Here is a 19,445-nt window from a genome sequence, read left to right on the forward strand (position 1 = left end):
CCACACCCCTCCCCCACTGCCCGCCACCCCGGCACGGAGGCCGAACGCCTCGCGAAAACACCTGATGAGCCGGTAGTTCCGCCACCCTGGACGCTGGTCGACCGACCGCGCATCCACCACGCATGGGCATGACAGTCACCGGGGCAGCTGGTTCCGGGTGGCCGATCTTCATCCGAGGCCTCCCCAATCATCCGATGTATCGTGCCTGCAAGCACATCGACCAAGGCAACAAACAAGCCACGCCAATCTTCAACACCGGGTCAGACTTTTCCCCACACACCCGACCAGGGCTCAGGAGTCGACCCGCTGACCGACCGTCAGTAAAGAGCCGAGGAGCGCAACGCCATGAACGAGCCGGCCCGCAGAACGACAGCCCTGTTGGTCATGGAGGAAGAACGCAGGGCGGACGTCTATCCCCAGGAGGTCCTGGCCGAAGTCGAACGTCTCGTGGACCTGCAGGGCCCACCGCTCACACGTCAGCAGCTCGACGAGGATCCCGGTGTGCTGCGAGAGGTCGACGTCCTGCTCACGGGCTGGGGCGCGCCCGTGCTCGATGCCGCCTTCCTCTCGCACGCCCCCCGGTTGCGGGCGGTCCTCGTCGCCGCGGGCTCCGTGCGGCATCTGACCACACCCGAGTTCTGGGCACGCGGCGTCCCGATCGTCTCCGCCGCCGCGGCCAATGCCGTCCCGGTCGCGGAGTTCACTCTCGCCCAGGTCCTCCTCGGGCTCAAGCAGGTACATCGCATCGCCCGGGAGGTGGCGAGCAGTCGCCGCTTCCCCCACAACCCGCAGGTGCCGGGCGCCTACCGGTCACGCGTGGGCCTGCTGGGGCTCGGGCACATCGGCCGTCTCGTCGCGGCCCACCTCGGCCGTTTCGACATCGAGGTCCTCGCCACGGATCCCGTCGCGTCCCCCGAGGCCGCCCGGCAGGCCGGCGTACGGCTGGTCGGCATCGAGGAACTGTTCGCCACCTGCCATGTCGTCAGTCTCCACGCGCCCCTCCTGCCCGAGACCCGCGGCACGATCGGGGAGCGGCTGCTGAACTCCCTGGGGCCGGGCGCGACCCTGATCAACACCGCGCGCGGCGCGCTCGTCGACGAGGCCGCCGCGGCCCGGGTCCTGCACGCCAGACCCGACCTCACCGCCGTACTCGATGTCACGCACCCGGAGCCTCCCGCCCATGACTCGCCACTCTTCACCCTTCCCAACGTCGTCCTGACACCCCACCTCGGCGGTGCCCTCGGGGCCGAACGTCATCGTCTCGGAGAGCTTGTGCTCGACGAACTCCGACGCTTTATACATGACCAACCTCTCCAGCACGTGATCGACCCCGCCCGCGCCGCGTCACTGGCCTGAGAGCGCGGGGCCGGGCCCGCGACGTCAGCGAAACGTCAGCGAAACGTGCGTGGAACGTCAGCGCGCAGCAGGAAAGTTCGGGGTCCGGCCGGGGCGTCGGCCCCCGAATCACGCATGACCCGTTGGGTCTTCGTGTCTCGGGTGGTCCGTGCGCCGAGCTGTCGCGTGCCGAGCCGTCGTGTGTTGGGCCTTCGCGTACGTCCGCGGGTCGGTCGGGAGCGGCCGTCGGCACATCGCCCGCAGGAGTTCGGTCGTCGAGCCGCCGAGGATCGGGGCCGCCGTACGGGCGAGAGTGTGCCGGAACGGGTCGGGCGGCAAGGAGCCGTACCGGGGCCGAGCCGTGGCCGCGGACCCGGGGTGCGGGCGGCAACGCACCGAGCGGCCGGCAACGGCCGGTGGAGTGGGCGACGGGCTCACGCCGGCCACTCCGCACGGCCACCGCCGAGCGAGCCTCAGTGCGGGCGCCAATGGAACTTGCCGCCACCCACCCATCGCACGACACCGGGGTCGTCGAGATCATGGACCCTGATTCCCGCGGCCGAGGCGGCGGCGAGCACATCCATCATCGACGTTGCCGCACTGACCACCTCCCCGTCGATCTCCACCAGGCGGAAGGGCGGATCACCGGGCTGGACTCCCAGCACGGTGATCCGGGGCGACGAGATGTAAGGACTGCCACTTTCGGTCATGCGTAGATCGCTTCCACGCCACGGGCGACACTATGCCCGGCGGCAGTACGGGTGACGCCCCATCGCGAAACAGTGCGTCTACCTGGGGCAATGGCTTGCCGCCCTGGGCCCCGGCCCGTAACCGGGCCGGGGCTCGCTCATCTGTCGCCGTCCGGTGGCCCGGTGCCGGGCCCCGGGGTCAGTCCTCGCCCTCCAGGCTGCCCTCCGTCTCCAGGTACGCCTGACGCAGTGCGTCGAGGATCTCCGGATCGGGCTTGGCCCACATGCCTCGGGACTCGGCCTCCAGGAGGCGTTCCGCGATGCCGTGCAGGGCCCAGGGATTGGCCTGCTGGAGGAACTCGCGGTTGGTCGGGTCCAGGACGTACGTCTCGGTGAGCTTGTCGTACATCCAGTCGGCGACCACGCCCGTCGTCGCGTCGTAGCCGAAGAGGTAGTCGACGGTGGCGGCCAGCTCGAAGGCGCCCTTGTAGCCGTGCCGCCGCATCGCCTCGATCCACTTGGGGTTCACCACCCGGGCGCGGAAGACCCGTGAGGTCTCCTCGACCAGGGTGCGGGTGCGGACGGTCTCGGGGCGGGTGGAGTCGCCGATGTACGCCTCGGGGGCGGTGCCGCGCAGGGCGCGGACGGTGGCCACCATGCCGCCGTGGTACTGGAAGTAGTCGTCCGAGTCGGCGATGTCGTGTTCGCGGGTGTCGGTGTTCTTGGCCGCGACCGCGATCCGCTTGTACGCCGTCTCCATCTCCTCGCGGGCCGGACGGCCGTCGAGTTCACGTCCGTAGGCGTAGCCGCCCCACACCGTGTAGACCTCGGCGAGGTCCGCGTCGGTGCGCCAGTCGCGGGAGTCGATGAGCTGGAGCAGACCGGCGCCGTACGTACCGGGGCGGGAGCCGAAGATACGGGTGGTGGCGCGGCGTTCGTCGCCGTGGGCGGCCAGGTCGGCCTGGGTGTGGGCGCGTACGTGGTTCTGCTCGGCCGGTTCGTCCAGGGAGGCGGCGAGGCGGACCGCGTCGTCGAGCAGGCCGATGGTGTGCGGGAAGGCGTCACGGAAGAAGCCGCTGATGCGCAGGGTGACGTCGATGCGCGGGCGGCCGAGCTCAGCCGGCGGGATCGCCTCCAGGCCGGTGACGCGGCGCGAGGCGTCGTCCCAGACGGGGCGGACGCCGAGCAGCGCGAAGGCTTCGGCGACGTCGTCGCCGGCGGTGCGCATCGCGCTGGTGCCCCACAGGGACAGGCCGACCGAGGTGGGCCAGTCGCCGTTGTCGCTGCGGTAGCGCTCCAGGAGCGAGTCGGCCAGGGCCTGGCCGGTCTCCCAGGCGAGGCGCGAGGGCACGGCCTTGGGGTCGACGGAGTAGAAGTTGCGGCCGGTCGGCAGGACGTTGACCAGACCTCGCAGCGGGGAGCCGGAAGGTCCGGCGGGGACGAATCCGCCGTCGAGCGCGTGCAGGGCGTGATCGAGTTCGTCGGTCGTGGCGGCCAGTCGCGGTACGACCTCGCGGGCGGCGAAGTCGAGGATGTCGGCGACCGCCCGCGGGTGCCCGGCCGCCACTTCGGTGACGGCGTCCGGGGACCAGCCGGCGTCCTCCATCGCCTGGACCAGGGTCCGGGCCCGCTCCTCCGCCTCGTCGGCGGTGACGCGGGTCGCGGCGGACTCGTCGAGCCCGAGCGCCTCGCGCAGGCCCGGCAGGGAGGCGGTGCCGCCCCAGATCTGGCGGGCCCGCAGGATCGCGAGGACGAGGTTGACCCGGTCGGCACCGGCCGGGGCGCCGCCCAGCACATGCAGGCCGTCACGGATCTGGGCGTCCTTGATCTCGCAGAGCCAGCCGTCGAGATGCATGATGAACTCGTCGAAGCCCTCGTCCTCGGGGCGGTCCTCCAGCCCCAGGTCGTGGTCGAGCTTGGCGGCCTGGATGAGGGTCCAGATCTGTGCGCGGATCGCCGGGAGCTTCGCCGGGTCCATCGCCGCGATCTGGGCGTGCTCGTCCAGGAGTTGTTCGAGGCGGGCGATGTCCCCGTAGCTGTCGGCGCGTGCCATCGGCGGTACGAGGTGGTCCACCAGGGTGGCGTGGACGCGCCGCTTGGCCTGCGTACCCTCGCCCGGGTCGTTGACCAGGAACGGGTAGATCAGCGGAAGGTCGCCCAGGGCGGCGTCGGGGCCGCAGGCGGCGGAGAGGCCTGCGTTCTTGCCCGGCAGCCACTCCAGGTTGCCGTGCTTGCCGAGGTGGATCATCGCGTCGGCGCCGAAGCCGTTGTCGTCGGCGGCAGCGGCGATCCACCGGTAGGCGGCCAGGTAGTGGTGCGAGGGCGGCAGATCGGGGTCGTGGTAGATCGCGATCGGGTTCTCGCCGAAGCCGCGCGGCGGCTGGATGAGGATGAGGAGATTGCCCCGGCGCAGGGCGGCGAGCACGATGTCGCCGTCCGGGTTGCTCGACCGGTCCACGAACATCTCGCCCGGGGCGGGGCCCCAGTGCTGCTCGACGGCCTCGCGGAGCTCGGCCGGAAGGGTCGAGTACCAGCGCCGGTAGTCGGCGGCGGGGATCCGAACGGGATTGCGGGCCAACTGCTCCTCGGTGAGCCACTCCTGGTCGTGGCCGCCTGCCTCGATCAGTGCGCGGATCAGCTCGTCGCCGTCGCCCGAGACCAGGCCGGGGACCTCCTCCGTACCGAAGTCGTATCCCTGGTCGCGGAGTCGGCGCAGCAGGGCGACGGCGCTGGCCGGGGTGTCGAGGCCGACGGCGTTGCCGATGCGGGAGTGCTTGGTCGGGTACGCGGACAGCACCAGCGCGATCCGCTTCTCGGCGGCCGGGATGTGGCGCAGCCGGGCGTGGCGCACCGCGATGCCGGCCACGCGCGCGGCGCGCTCGGTGTCGGCGACGTACGCGGGCAGGCCGTCCTCGTCGATCTCCTTGAAGGAGAACGGCACGGTGATCAGGCGGCCGTCGAACTCGGGGACCGCGATCTGGCTGGCGGCGTCGAGCGGCGAGACGCCCTCGTCGTTGTCCTCCCAGTCGGTGCGCGATCCGGTGAGGCAGAGCGCCTGGAGGATGGGGACGTCGAGGTTGCTGAGGACGCCCGCGTCCCAGGACTCGTCGTCGCCGCCCGCCGATGCCTCGGCCGGCCGGGTGCCGCCCGCGGCGAGGACGGTGGTGACGATCGCGTCGGCGGCGCGCAGCGCGTCGATCAGCTCGGGCTCGGGGGTGCGCAGCGAGGCGACGTACAGCGGCAGCGCGCGGGCACCGGCGTCCTCGACGGCACTGCACAGGGCGTCCACGAACGCGGTGTTGCCGCTCATGTGGTGGGCGCGGTAGTAGAGCACGGCGACGACCGGGCCGTCGGTGCGGCGGGCGGTGCGCTCCAGCGGGCCCCAGGAGGGTGCCGGGGCTGGCGGTGCGAAGCCGTGGCCGGTGAGCAGGACGGTGTCGGAGAGGAAGCGGGCGAGCTGGTCCAGGTTGGCGGGACCGCCGTGGGCCAGGTAGGCGTGGGCCTCGGCGGCGATGCCGATGGGGACCGTGGAGGCGGCCATCAGCTGGGCGTCGGGGGCCTGTTCGCCGGTGAGGACGACGACGGGGCGTCCGGTGGCGAGGACTTGGTCGAGGCCGTCCTGCCAGGCGCGTACGCCACCGAGGAGGCGTACGACGACCAGGTCGACGCCGTCGAGGAGCTGCGGGAGGTCCTGGAGCGGGAGCCGGGAGGGGTTGGCGTAGCGGTAGGAGACCGGGCCGTCCGAGGCGCGGGCACTGAGCAGGTCGGTGTCGGACGTCGACAGGAGCAGGATCATGCGGCGTCGGGCCTTCCTCGGGGTGTCCACGCCCCGGGCGGTGTCGGAATGGAGTCTCCCCTGCTCGACGGAGTCGAGGGGCGGGGAAGGGAGTTCCTGACTCGCCCGGCCGGGGCCGGGCTCACAGTGGCGGGACCGTGCCGGAATCGCACCGGACTTCCTCCCCTGTCGCCGTCTGTGGCGACGACGTGCCGGATGGCCCGTCACAGGCATAGTAAGCGCCGGTCAACTGATGGAGGCATACGGATCCGGTCGGATGGTCGGTATGCTCGCCGCCATGCCCCCACCTGCCACTTCGCCTTCGCTGCCCGCAGACGCGTCTGCCCGGGACCGCGGTGACGCCTGCCCCGGCACGCTGCGGCTGCACCGGGCGGACGACGGCGCGCTGGCCCGTGTCCGGGTGCCCGGTGGTCTGCTGACCGCGGTGCAGGCGGACGCCCTGGGTGCGGTGGCGGAGTCGCTGGGCGATGGTGAGTTGCATCTCACTTCGCGCGGCAATGTGCAGTTGCGCGGGCTGAGCCCCGACTGCGGTGGCGAACTGGCCGACCGGCTGGGCGGGGCGGGACTGCTGCCCTCCGCCCGCCACGAGCGGATACGCAACATCGTGGCGTCGCCGCTCTCGGGGCTCGACGGACGGGGAGCGGGGGACGTCGGACCGTGGCTCCGGGCGCTGGACGCGCTGCTGTGCGCGGGCGAGCGGACGGCCGGGCTCTCGGGCAGGTTCTTGTTCGTGCTCGACGACGGCCGGGGCGATGTGGACGCGCTGGGCGGCGATGTGACGCTGCTGGCACAGGACGGCGGAGCGGCACTGCTGCGGATCGGCACGGCCCGGACCGTGGTGCGGATACCCGGTGCGCGGGCGGCGCAGGCCGCCCTCGTGGCGGCGGAGGTCTTCCTGGAGCGGGCGTCCGGCACGGGTGCCTGGCGGGTGTCGGACCTGCCCGGCGGTGCCGGCTCCCTTCTGGACGAGGTCGTACGGCGGTTGCGGGAGAAGGATCCCGGCACCGCCGTCACCGAGGACCGTGGCTGCCCGCGCGGCTCGGACGGCCCGGCACCCGGGGTGGTGACCGGCCCGCACGACCGGGCCGCGCTGTCCGCCGGCATCCCCCTGGGCCGGATCACCCCGGCGCAGTGGCGGTCGCTGACGGACACGGCCCGGCACCGGGGACGTGGTGAACTGCGGCTGACCCCGTGGCGCGGGGTAGTCGTACCGGGGGTGGAGCGGCGGCGGGCGGCCGGGCTGCTGGACGGGCTGGGGGCCACCGGCCTCGTCGTCGGAGCCGACTCCCCCTGGACCGGGGTGGGCGCCTGCATCGGACGGCCCGGCTGCGCGAAGTCGCTGGCCGATGTGCGGGCCCGGGCGGCGGCCGTGGTGGGGCCCGCGGGCCTGCTGCCGGTGTACTGGTCCGGGTGCGAACGCCGGTGCGGCCATCCCCGCGGCGAGTGGGTCGATGTGGTCGCCGTCCCCGGCGGGCACCGGATCTCCGTCGTACGGGGCGAGGAGAGGGGCACACCGGTGAGCGTCCCCGACAGCCCCGGCGGGCTCGCCGAGGCGGTGGCCTCGGCCCGCGGTACGCGCGGCTGACTCCGTACGCCCGCTCCCCCTGTACTCGCAGTACTTGCTGTACCCGACCGTTGCACGCCCGAGGAAGAAAGCGAAAGCACTGTGCACCAGTACGAGAAGGACGGACCGGCGATCTATCGCCAGTCCTTCGCCACGATCCGCGCGGAGGCGGATCTCGCAGGCCTGCCCGCCGATGTGAGCCGGGTCGCGGTCCGCATGATCCATGCCTGCGGGATGGTCGACCTCGTCCGCGATCTCGCTTTCACCCCGGACGCGGTCGCCCGTGCCCGTGCCGCGCTGCGGGGCGGCGCGCCCATCCTGTGCGATGTGGCGATGGTCGCCAGCGGTGTGACCCGCAAGCGGCTGCCCGCGGACAACGAGGTGGTGTGCACCCTGTCCGACCCGTCGGTGCCCGGGCTGGCTAAGGAGCTGGGCACCACGCGCAGCGCCGCCGCCCTGGAGCTGTGGCGCGACCGGCTGGACGGTGCGGTGGTGGCCGTCGGGAACGCGCCGACCGCCCTGTTCCGGCTGCTGGAGATGATCGAGGAGGGCGCGCCGCGCCCCGCCGCTGTCATCGGCGTGCCGGTCGGCTTCATCGGGGCCGCCGAGTCCAAGGACGCCCTGGCCGCGCACCCGTCCGGACTGGAGCATCTGATCGTCCGGGGCCGTCGCGGCGGCAGCGCCATCGCGGCAGCGGCCCTCAACGCGATCGCCAGCGAGGAAGAGTAGACGTGAGCGAACAGAAGACGGGCCGGCTGTACGGGGTCGGGCTCGGCCCCGGCGATCCGGCCCTGATGACCGTACGCGCGGTGGAGATCATCGCCGAGGCGGATGTCGTCGCCTATCACAGCGCCCGGCACGGGCGGTCCATCGCCCGGTCCATCGCGGCGAAGCACATCCGTGCCGATCATGTCGAGGAGCCGCTGGTCTACCCCGTCACGACGGAGACCACGGATCACCCGGGCGGTTACCGGGGAGCGATGGAGGAGTTCTACGCCGAGGCGGCGGCCCGTCTGGCGGCGCATCTCGACGCCGGACGGACGGTCGCCGTGCTGGCCGAGGGCGACCCGCTCTTCTACGGCTCGTACATGCACATGCACAAGCGGCTCGCCGACCGGTACCCGACCGAGGTGATCCCGGGCGTGACCTCGGTCAGCGCGGCCGCCGCACGCCTGGGCACCCCGCTCGTCGAGGGCGAGGAGGTGCTGACGATCCTGCCCGGCACGCTGCCCGAGGAGGAGCTGACCGCCCGTCTCGCGGCCACCGACGCCGCCGTGGTGATGAAGCTGGGACGTACGTTCCCGGCCGTGCGCGGCGCCTTCGAGGCGTCCGGTCGGCTGCCCGAGGCGCGTTACGTCGAGCGCGCCACGATGGCCGGGGAGCGGGTCGGCGACCTGGCCGGCGTCGACCCGGAGTCGGTGCCGTACTTCGCGGTCGCGGTCCTGCCCAGCAGGATCGGGGCGTCGCGGCCCGAAGGCGCCCCGGAGGGTGGCGAGGTGGCCGTGGTCGGCACCGGTCCGGCCGGGCCGCTGTGGCTGACTCCCGAGACGCGCGGGGCACTGGCCGCCGCCGACGACCTGGTCGGCTACACCACGTATCTGGACCGGGTGCCGGTCCGGCCGGGGCAGGTGCGCCACGGCTCCGACAACAAGGTCGAGTCGGAGCGGGCCGAGTTCGCCCTCGATCTGGCGCGGCGCGGACGGCGGGTGGCCGTGGTGTCGGGTGGCGATCCCGGGGTCTTCGCGATGGCGACCGCCGTCCTCGAAGTGGCGTCGCAGGACGAGTACGCGCAGGTGCCGGTGCGGGTGCTGCCGGGGGTGACGGCGGCCAACGCGGCCGCGGCCCGGGCCGGTGCGCCGCTGGGCCACGACTACGCGACGATATCGCTCTCCGACCGGCTCAAGCCGTGGGAGGTGATCGCGGAGCGGCTGCGCGCGGCCGCGACGGCGGATCTGGTGCTCGCGCTGTACAACCCCGGCTCGCGCAGCCGGACCTGGCAGGTCGGCAAGGCCCGCGACCTGCTGCTCGAACACCGCTCGCCGGACACTCCCGTGGTCCTGGGCCGGGATGTGGGCGGGCCCGCCGAGAACGTGCGGACGGTTCGGCTGGCGGACCTGGACCCCGCCGAGGTCGACATGCGCACGATTCTTCTCGTCGGGTCCTCGCAGACGCGCTGGGTGGAGCGCGGTGGGGGGCAGCAGATCGTCTGGACGCCCCGCCGCTATCCGGAGGGCTGAGCCGGATCCGCCGTCGCCCACCCCTGGCGGAAGAAGTGTTCGCGCAGCCAGGCGACGGCCCCCTCCGGACCGTCGACGACCGGGATGCCCGGGGGCACCGGCGGCCGCCGCACCACCACGACGGGGATCCGTGCCTCGCGGGCCGCGGCGAGCTTGGGGGCGGTGGCGGCGCCGCCGCTGTCCTTCGTGACGACCACGTCGATGCGGTGACGGCGGAGCAGCTCGCGCTCTCCGTCCAGGGTGAACGGGCCCCGGTCGAGCAGCACCTCCATACGGGCGGGGTATGGCGCCTCGGGTGCGTCGACCGAACGCATCAGGAACCACAGTTCATCCAGTGCGGCGAAGGCGGCCAGCCCCATGCGTCCGGTCGTGAGGAAGACCCGCCGGCCCAGCGCGGGCAGCGCCGCCGCGGCCTCGGCCAGCGAACCGGCCGGGTGCCAGTCGTCGCCTGCACCGGGCACCCAGCCGGGCCGGCGCAATGCCAGCAGGGGAACATGGGCCCCGGCGGCGGCAGCGGCCGCGTTGAAACTGATCGTCCCGGCGAAAGGATGGGTGGCGTCGATGAGCGCGTCGACCCGGTGGGTACGCAGCCATGCGGCGAGCCCGTCGGCTCCGCCGAAGCCGCCGATGCGGACCTCGCCGGGCGGAAGCCTCGGACCGGCCACCCGTCCGGCGAGCGAGCTCGTCAGCCTGGCCCCGGCCGGGAACACCTCCACCAGCAACTCGGCGAGGCGGCGGGCCTCCGTCGTGCCGCCGAGTACGAGTACATGCATCGGATCCATCCATGGGTGAGATTGAGGGCGGGCGCAGCGCCCAGCTGAAACACACCGGTCTGCGGCCCGGCTGGACCACCGGCGCCTGTGCCACCGCGGGGGCCACCGCCGCGTACACGGCCCTGCTGACGGGCGACTTCCCCGACCCGGTGACGATCACCCTACCCAAGGGGCAGGCGCCCGCTTTCGCGCTCGCGGTGGAGGAGCTGGCCGGGGGGCGGGCGACGGCCGGGGTGGTCAAGGACGCGGGCGACGATCCCGATGTGACGCACGGTGCGCTGGTCCGGGTCACCGTGCGCCTGCTGCCGCCGGGCTCGGGGGTGGTGTTCCGGGCCGGGCCGGGCGTGGGTACGGTCACGCTGCCCGGGCTGCCGCTGGATGTCGGGGAACCGGCCATCAATCCGGTGCCGCGGCAGCTGATCCGCGACCACGTCGCCCGGGTCGCCGCGGAGCACGGGGGCGCGGGGGACGTGGAGGTCACCGTGTCGGTGGACGACGGCGAGGAGATCGCCCGCTCGACGTGGAACCCGCGTCTCGGCATCCTGGGCGGTCTGTCGATCCTCGGCACGACCGGTGTGGTGGTGCCGTACTCCTGCTCGGCGTGGATCGACTCGATCCGCCGCGGGGTGGACGTGGCCCGTGCCGCCGGACACACGCATGTGGCCGGGTGCACGGGTTCCACCTCGGAGAGGACGGTGGTGTCCGAGTACGGACTGCCGGAGATCGCGCTGCTCGACATGGGGGACTTCGCGGGCGCGGTGCTCAAGTACGTCCGCCGTCATCCGGTGGAACGGCTCACGGTCTGCGGCGGCTTCGCGAAGCTGTCGAAGCTCGCCGCCGGGCACCTCGATCTGCACTCCGCCCGGTCGCAGGTCGACAAGCCGTTCCTGGCCGATCTGGCGCGGCTCGGTGGTGCGGACGAGGCGCTGGCGGCCGAGGTGGCGTCCGCGAACACGGGACTGGCGGCACTCCAGTCGTGTCTCGCCCGGGGTGTTCCGCTCGGGGATCTGGTGGCCGTGGCGGCGCGGGACGAGGCGCTGTCGGTGCTGCGGGGTGCGCCGGTCGCCGTCGATGTGATCTGCATCGACCGGGCGGGCACGGTCGTCGGGCGCAGCACGGTGCGCTGACCGGCCGCCCGGCCGATGCGGCGGCCGGTCAGCAGACGTGGCGTTCGCGGCCGGGCGAGTAGAGGTGGCTGTCGTGGAACTGCTCGGCGCCCAGGGTGCGGCCGACCATGATGACGGCGGTACGGATCACGCCCGCCGCCTTCACCTGCCCCGCGATGTCGTCGAGGGTTCCGCGCAGGACGATCTCGTCCGGGCGTGAGGCCAGTGCCACGACGGCGGCCGGGCAGTCGGCCCCGTAGTGCGGCAGCAGTTCCTCGACGACGCGGTCCACGTACCTGGCGGCGAGGTGGAGCACGATCAGGGCACCGCTGCGGCCCAGGGTGGCCAGGTCCTCGCCCTTCGGCATCGCGGTCGCGCGGTGGGCGATCCGGGTGAGGATGACGGTCTGGCCGACGGTCGGTACGGTCAGTTCCCGCTTGAGCGCCGCCGCGGCGGCCGCGAACGCGGGTACGCCGGGCACCACTTCGTAGGGCACCCCGGCCGCGTCGAGCCGGTGCATCTGCTCGTTGACCGCGCTGAACACCGAGGGGTCGCCCGAGTGCAGCCGGGCCACGTCGTGACCGGCCTCGTGGGCGGCCAGCAGTTCGGCGGTGATCCGGTCGATGTCGAGTTGCGCGGTGTCCACCAGGCGGGCGTCCGGTGGGCACTCGGCGAGGAGTTCCCGGGGCACCAGGCTGCCCGCGTACAGGCACACCCCGCAGGAGGCGAGGGTGCGGGCGCCGCGCACGGTGATCAGGTCGGCCGCCCCGGGGCCGGCGCCGATGAAATACACGGTCATCTGTTGTCTCCTGGGTGTTGCGCGGGCTCGGGTGCCGAGTGTTCCGCTTCGGGACCGGTCAGGGGTTTGTGCACGGACCACTGGGTGACGGGCATGGCCTGCCGCCAGCCGGTGAAGCCGCCGACCGGCACGGCGTGCGCGACGGCGAGCCGGACCAGTTCGCCGCCGTGTTCGCGGTGTGCCTCGGCGAGCAGTGCCTCGGACTCCAGGGTGACCGTGTTGGCGACCAGGCGTCCGCCGGGCGGCAGCGCCTCCCAGCAGGTGTCGAGCAGGCCCGGCACGGTCAGCCCGCCGCCGATGAACACGGCGTCGGGCATGGGCAGTTCGGCCAGGTTTCCGGGCGCCGGTCCGGTGACCACGCGCAGGGCCGGTACGCCGAGCCGGTCGGCGTTGTGTGTGATGCGTCGTGCGCGTTCCGGGTCACGTTCCACGGTGATCGCACGACAGGAGGGGTGGGTCCGCATCCATTCGATCGCGATGGATCCCGAGCCTCCGCCGACGTCCCAGAGGAGTTCGCCCGGGGCGGGGGCGAGCACACCGAGGGTCGCGGCCCGGATGTGCCGCTTGGTGAGCTGCCCGTCGTGTTCGTACGCCGCGTCGGGCAGACCGGGTACGGCGCCCAGGCGCAGGGCTTCGGGGGTGCGCCGGCATTCGACCGCGATGACGTTCAGTGGGTCGCCCGGTGGGTGCGGCCAGTGGTCCGCGGTGCCTTCCAGGCACGCTTCGTCCGCTCCGCCGAGCTGTTCGAGCACGCGCAGCCGGCTCGGGCCGAAGCCCTGTTCACGCAGGAGTGCGGCCACGGTGACGGGGGTCCGGGCGTCCGCGCTGAGGACGAGGACCCGCCGGCCGTGGTGCAGGGCGGCGGCCAGCCGGGCGGCGGGGCGGCCGACCAGGGTGACGATCTCGGTGTCCTCCACCGGCCAGCCGATCCGGGCGCAGGCGTAGGACACGGAGGACGGGTGGGGCAGGATCCGCAGCGCGTCGGTGCCGAGCACTTCGGTGAGGGCCCGGCCGATGCCGTAGAACATCGGGTCGCCGCTGGCCAGGACGGCGACCCTGCTCCCGGCGTGCGCGGCGAGCAGGCCGGGAACGGCGGGCCGCAACGGCGAGGGCCACGGGATCCGTTGTCCCCGGCAGGACGCGGGGAGCAGGCCGAGTTGCCGCTCGCCGCCGATGAGGACCTGTGCGCCGTTGAGCTCCGTACGCGCCGCTTCGGGCAGTCCCGCCCATCCGTCGGCGCCGATTCCCACGACGGTCACCGCAGGTGGGAGGGGTTGTTCGGGTGGTGCGAGAGTCACGGACGGTACCTCGGTGTTCAGGGGACGACGCAGCCGAACTCTACTGTCCGGCCGTGACCGGGCAGCGGCCAGGTGGCCGCTGCCCGGGGCCGGCGCCGGGGAGTGGCTTTCCTCGGATGCGCGGCGAGTGGGCCGATGACGACCGGATCACATCGTCGCGGACACCTGCCACCAGCTCCGCGTGGCACAGGACGAGAGTCCGTTCGTTCCTGACCGCCGATACGCCCGCGGGCGGCCGGACTCGGTCGCGGTCGCGGTACGGCCGGTCAGTATGCGGACATTCTGGCGAGCCATGACCGACGGCAGCGGCCGAAGGGCTCGGCGTCCTCGGCGAGCGCCGCTCTCAGCTGCTCGGCCGTTGTTGTCGCCCGGGCGATCACGTCGGGCGGGTAGCCGTACCGGATCCGGTGGTCGGCGAACTCGTCCTCGTCGTCGACGAAGACGGTTCCCCCGTCACGTGTGCGGCAGACATCGAGATCCAGGTCGATCATGGTGACCTCGCCGGGATGCAGCCACTGGGACGGGGTGGTCACATCGCAGTAGGCATCCAGCCGTGCGGGAGACTCCTGGAACAACCCCGTCCACCACGCATCGCGGGGAATGAGCATCACTCTGACTTCCCGCGTCGTGTAGACAGGGCCCTCCGTGCCTCTGCTGTAGACGGTACCGACCGGCGCCCCGAGCCAGACCCCGTGGTCGTCCTCGCCCAGCCGGACCGCGGAGTGGTGCCAGTGCAGGCTGCCGTCGTTCTTGCGGACGGAGACCAGCACCCCAGCAGCGTTCATGGCCGAGACAGTACAGCGGCGCGTGGTGCACCGTCCGCCGCACAACCGCCGGTTGTGTTTTCCGGACAGGTCGGTTGTTTGATCTCGCTGTCCCTCGCTCGCTTTGATACCGACGTTCAGCGCGCGGTTGTTTCGGAGTCGGCGAGAGGTGCATCGGGCATGGTGGGCAGGCAGGCTCTGGGGCGGCGGTTCGGCTGGCTGTGGGCGGCGTACGCGGCCAGTGCGTACGGCACCGGGCTCGGGTTCGGTGCGTTGCCCCTGATCGCGGTGCTCGTACTGCACTCCGGGCCGACCCAGGTGGCGGTGCTGGCCGCCGCGGGCCGGGCGGTGGGGGCGGCGCTCGCGGTGCCGCTCGGGCCGTGGGTGGAGTTCCGCCGCAAGCGGCCGGTCATGATGGCCATGGACCTGACCCGGTTCGCGGCCTTGATGAGCGTCCCCGCCGCGTTCGCGTTCGGACTGCTCGGCTTCGCCCAGCTTCTCGTCGTCTCCGTGGTCGTCGCCGCGGCCAACATCGCCTTCAACGCGGCCAGTGGCGCGTATCTCAAGACGCTCCTGCCGGCGGAACACCTGCTCGTCGCGAACGGCCGGTTCGAGTCCACGACGTGGACCGCGACGACGGTGGGACCACCGCTCGGCGGGGCTGCGATCGGGCTGTTCGGCCCGGTGACGACCGTGGTGGTCGACGCATTCAGCCATCTGCTCTCGGCACTGGGCATCCGTGCCATCGGCGGGACGGAACCGCGTCCCGCGCGGACCGGCGAACCCCGCCTGCGGGCGGGCGATCTGCTCGCGGGCTGGCGCCACATCCTCGGCCATCCCGTGCTGCGCCCACTGCTCTTCAACTCGATCGTGGTCAATGGCCTGATCATGGCGTCCGAGCCACTGCTCGCCGTGCTCCTGCTCGGCCCACTCGGGTTCTCCCCCTGGCAGTACGGTCTCGCGTTCGCGGCCCCTTGCGTCGGCGGCCTGATCGGTTCACGTCTCGCGCGCCCGCTCGCGGCACGGTTCGGGCAGCACCGGGTGCTCCGCATCGCCGGAGCGCTGCGCGCCTGCTGGCCGCTCGGGCTCGCGTTCGTCCGGCCCGGCCTTTCTGGGCTCGTCCTCATCATCGTCGTGCAGTTCGGCCTGGTGACCTGCTGCGCGCTGTTCAACCCGCTGCTGTCCACCTACCGGCTCGAACACACCGGCCCCGGCCGGGTCGCCCGCACCCTGACCGCGTGGTCGATCAGCAGCAGCGCCGCCATCGCCGTCATGACCGCCGGGTGGGGTCTGCTCGCCGCCGTCACCGGCCCCCGTGTCGCGATCGCTGCCGCCGGAGTCCTCCTCCTCGTCACTCCGCTGCTGCTCCCGCGCCGTGAGAACGCTCCCCTGGACACGGGGAAACAGGCCGCGAGCCTCTTGTGAACGCCACCCGCGCATCCGTGGGCGGCAGGGCCCACTGTGCCTTCCGGGCAGCGGAGTCGGGCCGCCCGGGTGCCGCCCGGTTCAGAGTGACGAAGGTGCCGGTGGGGCGCGCGTTCGCGGCGCATGGGCGAGGTGGCCCGCACATCGGCCGATCGGTCGACCCCGGTGTCGTCCCGACGTCAGCGCATCTCCATCCGGTTCAGCGAGGGCATGGGCCGACGGGCACGCCAGCATGGACGGTGCGGGCCCGCACCGTCCGGGGCCCGCGCCCACGGATTGAGAGGAACCATGTCTCCGACACGACGCGCCGCCCTCCTGATCGTCCCGCTCTTCGGCCTGGCCGCACTCGCGACCGCGTGCGGCGCACAGTCCGACGGTGACGCCGCCGCGCGCAAGCCCTCGGTCACCGGTTCCGGCGCCCCGTCCACGAAGCGCTCGGCCGCCGACCGCGAGCTGCTCGAAGCCGCACGTTCCGGTGACACCGGCAGGGTGCGCGGCGCGATCGAGCGGGGCGCCGACCTGGAGACCCGCGACGAGAACCGCCGGACTCCGCTGCTCCTCGCGGCCACCGGTGATCACGTCAAGTCCGCCGAGATCCTCGTAGACGCCGGGGCCGACCCGGATGCGCTGGACCAGCAGCACGACACACCGTGGCTGGTGACGGGCGTGACCGGCAGCGCGGCCATGGCCCGGACCCTCGCGGCGGCCGGCCCCGACTACACCGTCGTCAACAGGTACGGCGGCACCTCCCTAATCCCGGCCGGCGAACACGGCCATGTCGCCTACGTCCGGGAAGTGACCACCAACCCGGACATCGACGTCGACGTGAACCACGTCAACGACCTCGGCTGGACCGCACTGCTGGAGGCAGTCGTCCTCGGCGACGGCGGAGAGGACCACCAGGAGACCGTGAAGCTCCTGCTGGCGGCGGGTGCCGATCCGGCCGTCGCCGACAAGACCGGTACGACCGCGCTCCGGCACGCTCAGCAGCGCGGGTTCGACGAGATCGCCCGGCTGCTGGGCGGGTGAGGCGGACCGGACACCGGTGATCCGCCAGGCCTGCGTCTGAGCGCTCGCGGGGCGGCCCGGTGCCGGGCGTCACGCCCGCGCCGGACCGCCGCGCTCAGTTCTGGGACCTGCGTCGCGCGGCGGCCGCGTTGCGGCCCGTCACCAGGTGTTTGCCGGCCAGCTGTTCGACGCCGGCGACGTCCCGCTCCGCGATCGCCCGGTACAGCCCTTCGTGCTCCTGCGCGACGCCCCCGAGGTCGTCGTGCTGCCCCAGCAGCCAGCGCATCCTGCTGCGCAGCGTGCTCTGGAGCTCGTTGAGGAGCTCGTTGTCGGCCAGCTCGGTGACCGTCTCGTGGAAGTCGGCGGCGGCACGGTGGGCCCGTACGGCGTCCCCCTTCTCCGCCGCCTTCAGCTCGGCGTCGAGATCCGCGCGCAGCTTTTCGAGCCCCGCACGGGTGCGCCGTTGGGCGGCGAGCCGGAAGGTCAGTGTCTCCAGTGCCGCGCGGACCTCGTCCAGGTCCTCGACATCCGCCGGCGTGAACTCCCGTACGACGGCCCAGGTACGCGGCCTCGGCGTGACCAGGCCCTCGGTGACCAGTGCTTTCAGGGCCTCCCGGATGGGCAGCCTGCTCACACCGAGCTCAGCGGCGAGCTCGCGCTCGACGAGTTTGCTGCCCGGTTCACGCACACCGTCGATGATCTCGTCACGCAGCAGGCGGGTGACCCGCTCCGACTCGGGCTCGAACTCCCCAGACCCTGTCATGTCCTCAATTCTCTCATCACTCGACGTAAGTATTCGGTACCCCGGCCACGGGACGGGGTGCTCAGGCGGGCGCGTAGCCGCGTGCGTCGACCAGGTCGCGGGCCAGCCGGGTGAAGGCACGTGCGGCGGCGCTCTCGTAGGCGCTCTCCCGGTGCAGCAGTGTGGCGACACGGGCGGGCAGCGGAGGGTCGATGGGAATGGGGCTGAGATGCGGGTGGTCGTCCGTGACCGCGTCGGGCAGCACGGTGGCCAGCAGCCCGGTGCGCCGGACGATCTCCGTGAGGGCCTGGATGGTGTTGGCCTCCACGGCGATCGGCGGGCTGACGCGATGTGTGGCGAAGTAGCCGTCGATGTGCATCCGGGTGGCGAAGTCGCTGCTGAGCAGCGCGAGTTGCTGGTCCGCCAGGTCACGTACCGGCAGCGGCCGGTCTCCCCGGTCCCGGGCACGGTCCGTGGTGACGACCAGGCCCAGGGTCTCGGTGAACAGTGCGGTCGCGGTGATGCCCGGCAGATGGGCGCCCGCGAAGGCGATTCCGAGGTCGAGGTCGTCGGCCAGCAGGCTCGCTTCGATGCGGTCCTGTGTCATCTCCCGCAGATCCAGCGTGATGCCGGGATGGTGCGTGTGCAGCGCCTCCACCAGTGGTCCGACGAGGTACGCGGTGAAGGTCGGCGTCACCGCGAGGCGCAGATGCCCCCGGGAGAGGTCGGCGACATCGAGTACGGCACGGTCGGCGGCGGCCAGCTCCCGCAGCGCCCGCCGCGCGAAGTGCACATAGGCCTCGCCCGCATCGGTGGGGCGGACGCCACGGCCACCGCGGTCGAGCAGTTGCACACCGACGACGCGCTCCAGTTGCTTGATCTGCTGCGAGAGCGTCGGCTGTGAGATGTGCAGTTCTTCGGCGGCGCGCGTGAAGTTGCCGTGCTCGGCCACCGCGATCAGATAGCGGAGGTGACGTAGTTCCGGACCCATGCCCGAAGTATAGAGAAACTCAATCGACTTCCCCGCACATGCACCGTGACACCTATGGCGCCCTGGTCACGGAGCACCTCAGCGACCAAGTCCTGACCATTGCTCTTGTCTATACAAATCATGGATACCAAGACTTGGACACTATGACTGGCGCTCATGCAGGGTGGAACTCACCGACCCGTCGGCCCACCGGCCCCAAACACAACACCTCACAACACCCACCACCCCACACCGGAGGCCCGCCATGGACTTCGCCCAGCGCACCATCGACATCGCCCGCAAGAATGTGGAGGAGGGCGGACGCCCCTTCGCCACCGTCATCGTCAAGGACGGCGAGATCCTCGCCGAGAGCCCCAACAAGGTGGCCCAGACCAACGACCCCACCGCCCACGCGGAGATCCTCGCCATCCGCGACGCCTGCCGGAAGCTGGGCACCGAGCACCTGGTCGGTGCGACCATCTATGTGCTCGCCCACCCCTGCCCGATGTGCCTGGGATCGCTGTACTACTGCTCCCCCGACGAGGTCGTCTTCCTCACCACCCGCGACGCCTACGAGCCGCATTACGTGGACGACCGCAAGTACTTCGAACTCGACACCTTCTACGGCGAGTTCGCCAAGGACTACACCGAGCGCCGCCTGCCCATGCGTCACGAGCCGTACGAAGCCGCCGTCGATGTGTACCGGCTGTGGCAGCAGCACAACGGCGGCAACCGCCGCGTCCCCGGCGCACCGACAGCCGCGTAACCCCCTCCCGGCCGGCCCGCCCGACAACCCCCGGGCGCCGGACGCGGCGTTCGTCCGCCATGTGCGGGAGTGCTTTCACCGCTCCCGCACATGGCGATGAGCCGCAGCGGGCCGGCCGTGGTCCCCGGCCGCCAGTACCCCCGGTCCCGCACCTGCACCGACCCCGCCGATGG

At 72.3% G+C, this 19,445-nt stretch carries 16 protein-coding genes and 1 riboswitch; of the genes, 8 read left to right on the forward strand and 8 right to left on the reverse strand.

The window, feature by feature from the left end:
- Positions 1–345 precede the first annotated feature (345 nt).
- A complete protein-coding gene (locus tag AADR41_RS14190; RefSeq protein WP_342281739.1) occupies positions 346–1,356 on the forward strand; it encodes a hydroxyacid dehydrogenase in 1,011 nt (336 codons plus the stop codon).
- A gap of 452 nt (positions 1,357–1,808) precedes the next feature.
- Here the strand turns inward: AADR41_RS14190 and AADR41_RS14195 are convergent, their stop codons facing one another.
- Positions 1,809–2,045 carry a hypothetical protein gene (locus tag AADR41_RS14195; RefSeq protein ID WP_124720366.1) on the reverse strand — a complete coding sequence of 79 codons (237 nt, stop codon included), beginning with the start codon at positions 2,043–2,045 and terminating at the stop codon, positions 1,809–1,811.
- A gap of 178 nt (positions 2,046–2,223) precedes the next feature.
- On the reverse strand, positions 2,224–5,820 hold the full coding sequence (cobN, locus tag AADR41_RS14200) for a cobaltochelatase subunit CobN (RefSeq protein ID WP_342281740.1): 3,597 nt from the start codon (positions 5,818–5,820) through the stop codon (positions 2,224–2,226).
- 90 nt (positions 5,821–5,910) lie between these two features.
- Positions 5,911–6,007: riboswitch (cobalamin riboswitch) on the reverse strand.
- A 78-nt stretch (positions 6,008–6,085) separates the two neighbouring features.
- Here cobN and cobG point away from each other — a divergent pair.
- The 3 genes from cobG (at position 6,086) to AADR41_RS14215 (ending at position 9,621) form a co-directional block, all read left to right on the forward strand.
- Positions 6,086–7,405: a precorrin-3B synthase gene (gene cobG, locus AADR41_RS14205; protein WP_342281784.1), complete on the forward strand. Its 1,320-nt coding sequence runs from the start codon at positions 6,086–6,088 to the stop codon at positions 7,403–7,405.
- Positions 7,406–7,486: 81 nt separating this feature from the next.
- Complete coding sequence (locus AADR41_RS14210; RefSeq protein WP_342281741.1) at positions 7,487–8,113, forward strand: precorrin-8X methylmutase; 627 nt, start codon at positions 7,487–7,489, stop codon at positions 8,111–8,113.
- A gap of 2 nt (positions 8,114–8,115) precedes the next feature.
- A complete protein-coding gene (locus AADR41_RS14215; protein ID WP_342281742.1) occupies positions 8,116–9,621 on the forward strand; it encodes a precorrin-2 C(20)-methyltransferase in 1,506 nt (501 codons plus the stop codon).
- Here AADR41_RS14215 and AADR41_RS14220 read toward each other — a convergent pair.
- A complete protein-coding gene (locus AADR41_RS14220) occupies positions 9,606–10,394 on the reverse strand; it encodes a cobalt-precorrin-6A reductase (RefSeq protein ID WP_342281743.1) in 789 nt (262 codons plus the stop codon). The genes AADR41_RS14215 and AADR41_RS14220 overlap by 16 nt on opposite strands.
- Positions 10,395–10,405: 11 nt before the next feature.
- Between AADR41_RS14220 and AADR41_RS14225 the strand changes: the two genes are divergently transcribed.
- On the forward strand, positions 10,406–11,521 hold the full coding sequence (locus tag AADR41_RS14225) for a cobalt-precorrin-5B (C(1))-methyltransferase (RefSeq protein ID WP_342281744.1): 1,116 nt from the start codon (positions 10,406–10,408) through the stop codon (positions 11,519–11,521).
- 28 nt (positions 11,522–11,549) lie between these two features.
- Here the strand turns inward: AADR41_RS14225 and cobM are convergent, their stop codons facing one another.
- The 3 genes from cobM to AADR41_RS14240 all read right to left on the reverse strand — a co-directional run bounded on the left by cobM (position 11,550) and on the right by AADR41_RS14240 (position 14,382).
- The gene (gene cobM, locus AADR41_RS14230) at positions 11,550–12,299 is read right to left on the reverse strand and encodes a precorrin-4 C(11)-methyltransferase (RefSeq protein ID WP_342281745.1); all 750 of its coding nucleotides are present in this window, start codon (positions 12,297–12,299) and stop codon (positions 11,550–11,552) included.
- Positions 12,296–13,597, reverse strand: a complete 1,302-nt coding sequence (gene cbiE / locus AADR41_RS14235) for a precorrin-6y C5,15-methyltransferase (decarboxylating) subunit CbiE (RefSeq protein ID WP_446751037.1) — start codon at positions 13,595–13,597, stop codon at positions 12,296–12,298. Before cbiE ends, cobM begins: the two co-directional genes overlap by 4 nt.
- Before the next feature lie 266 nt (positions 13,598–13,863).
- The gene (locus tag AADR41_RS14240; protein WP_342281746.1) at positions 13,864–14,382 is read right to left on the reverse strand and encodes a DUF402 domain-containing protein; all 519 of its coding nucleotides are present in this window, start codon (positions 14,380–14,382) and stop codon (positions 13,864–13,866) included.
- Positions 14,383–14,541: 159 nt separating this feature from the next.
- Here AADR41_RS14240 and AADR41_RS14245 point away from each other — a divergent pair, with 159 nt between their 5' ends.
- Together AADR41_RS14245 and AADR41_RS14250 are read left to right on the forward strand one after the other, a co-directional pair.
- On the forward strand, positions 14,542–15,786 hold the full coding sequence (locus tag AADR41_RS14245; RefSeq protein WP_342281747.1) for an MFS transporter: 1,245 nt from the start codon (positions 14,542–14,544) through the stop codon (positions 15,784–15,786).
- Positions 15,787–16,074: 288 nt separating this feature from the next.
- Entirely contained in the window at positions 16,075–16,815 is a 741-nt protein-coding gene (locus tag AADR41_RS14250; protein ID WP_342281748.1) for an ankyrin repeat domain-containing protein, read from the forward strand.
- 94 nt (positions 16,816–16,909) lie between these two features.
- On the opposite strand, the gene AADR41_RS14255 is transcribed toward AADR41_RS14250, so the two are convergent.
- Both AADR41_RS14255 and cynR read right to left on the reverse strand, forming a co-directional pair.
- Positions 16,910–17,557: a GntR family transcriptional regulator gene (locus tag AADR41_RS14255; protein WP_342281749.1), complete on the reverse strand. Its 648-nt coding sequence runs from the start codon at positions 17,555–17,557 to the stop codon at positions 16,910–16,912.
- 61 nt (positions 17,558–17,618) lie between these two features.
- Positions 17,619–18,527, reverse strand: a complete 909-nt coding sequence (gene cynR, locus AADR41_RS14260) for a transcriptional regulator CynR (protein WP_342281750.1) — start codon at positions 18,525–18,527, stop codon at positions 17,619–17,621.
- Between the two features lie 244 nt (positions 18,528–18,771).
- Between cynR and AADR41_RS14265 the strand changes: the two genes are divergently transcribed.
- Positions 18,772–19,272, forward strand: coding sequence for a nucleoside deaminase (locus AADR41_RS14265; RefSeq protein WP_342281751.1), 501 nt, complete (start codon positions 18,772–18,774; stop codon positions 19,270–19,272).
- Positions 19,273–19,445 lie beyond the last annotated feature (173 nt).

It is taken from the genome of Streptomyces sp. CLV115, assembly GCF_038448545.1.
Classification (GTDB): domain Bacteria; phylum Actinomycetota; class Actinomycetes; order Streptomycetales; family Streptomycetaceae; genus Streptomyces; species Streptomyces sanglieri.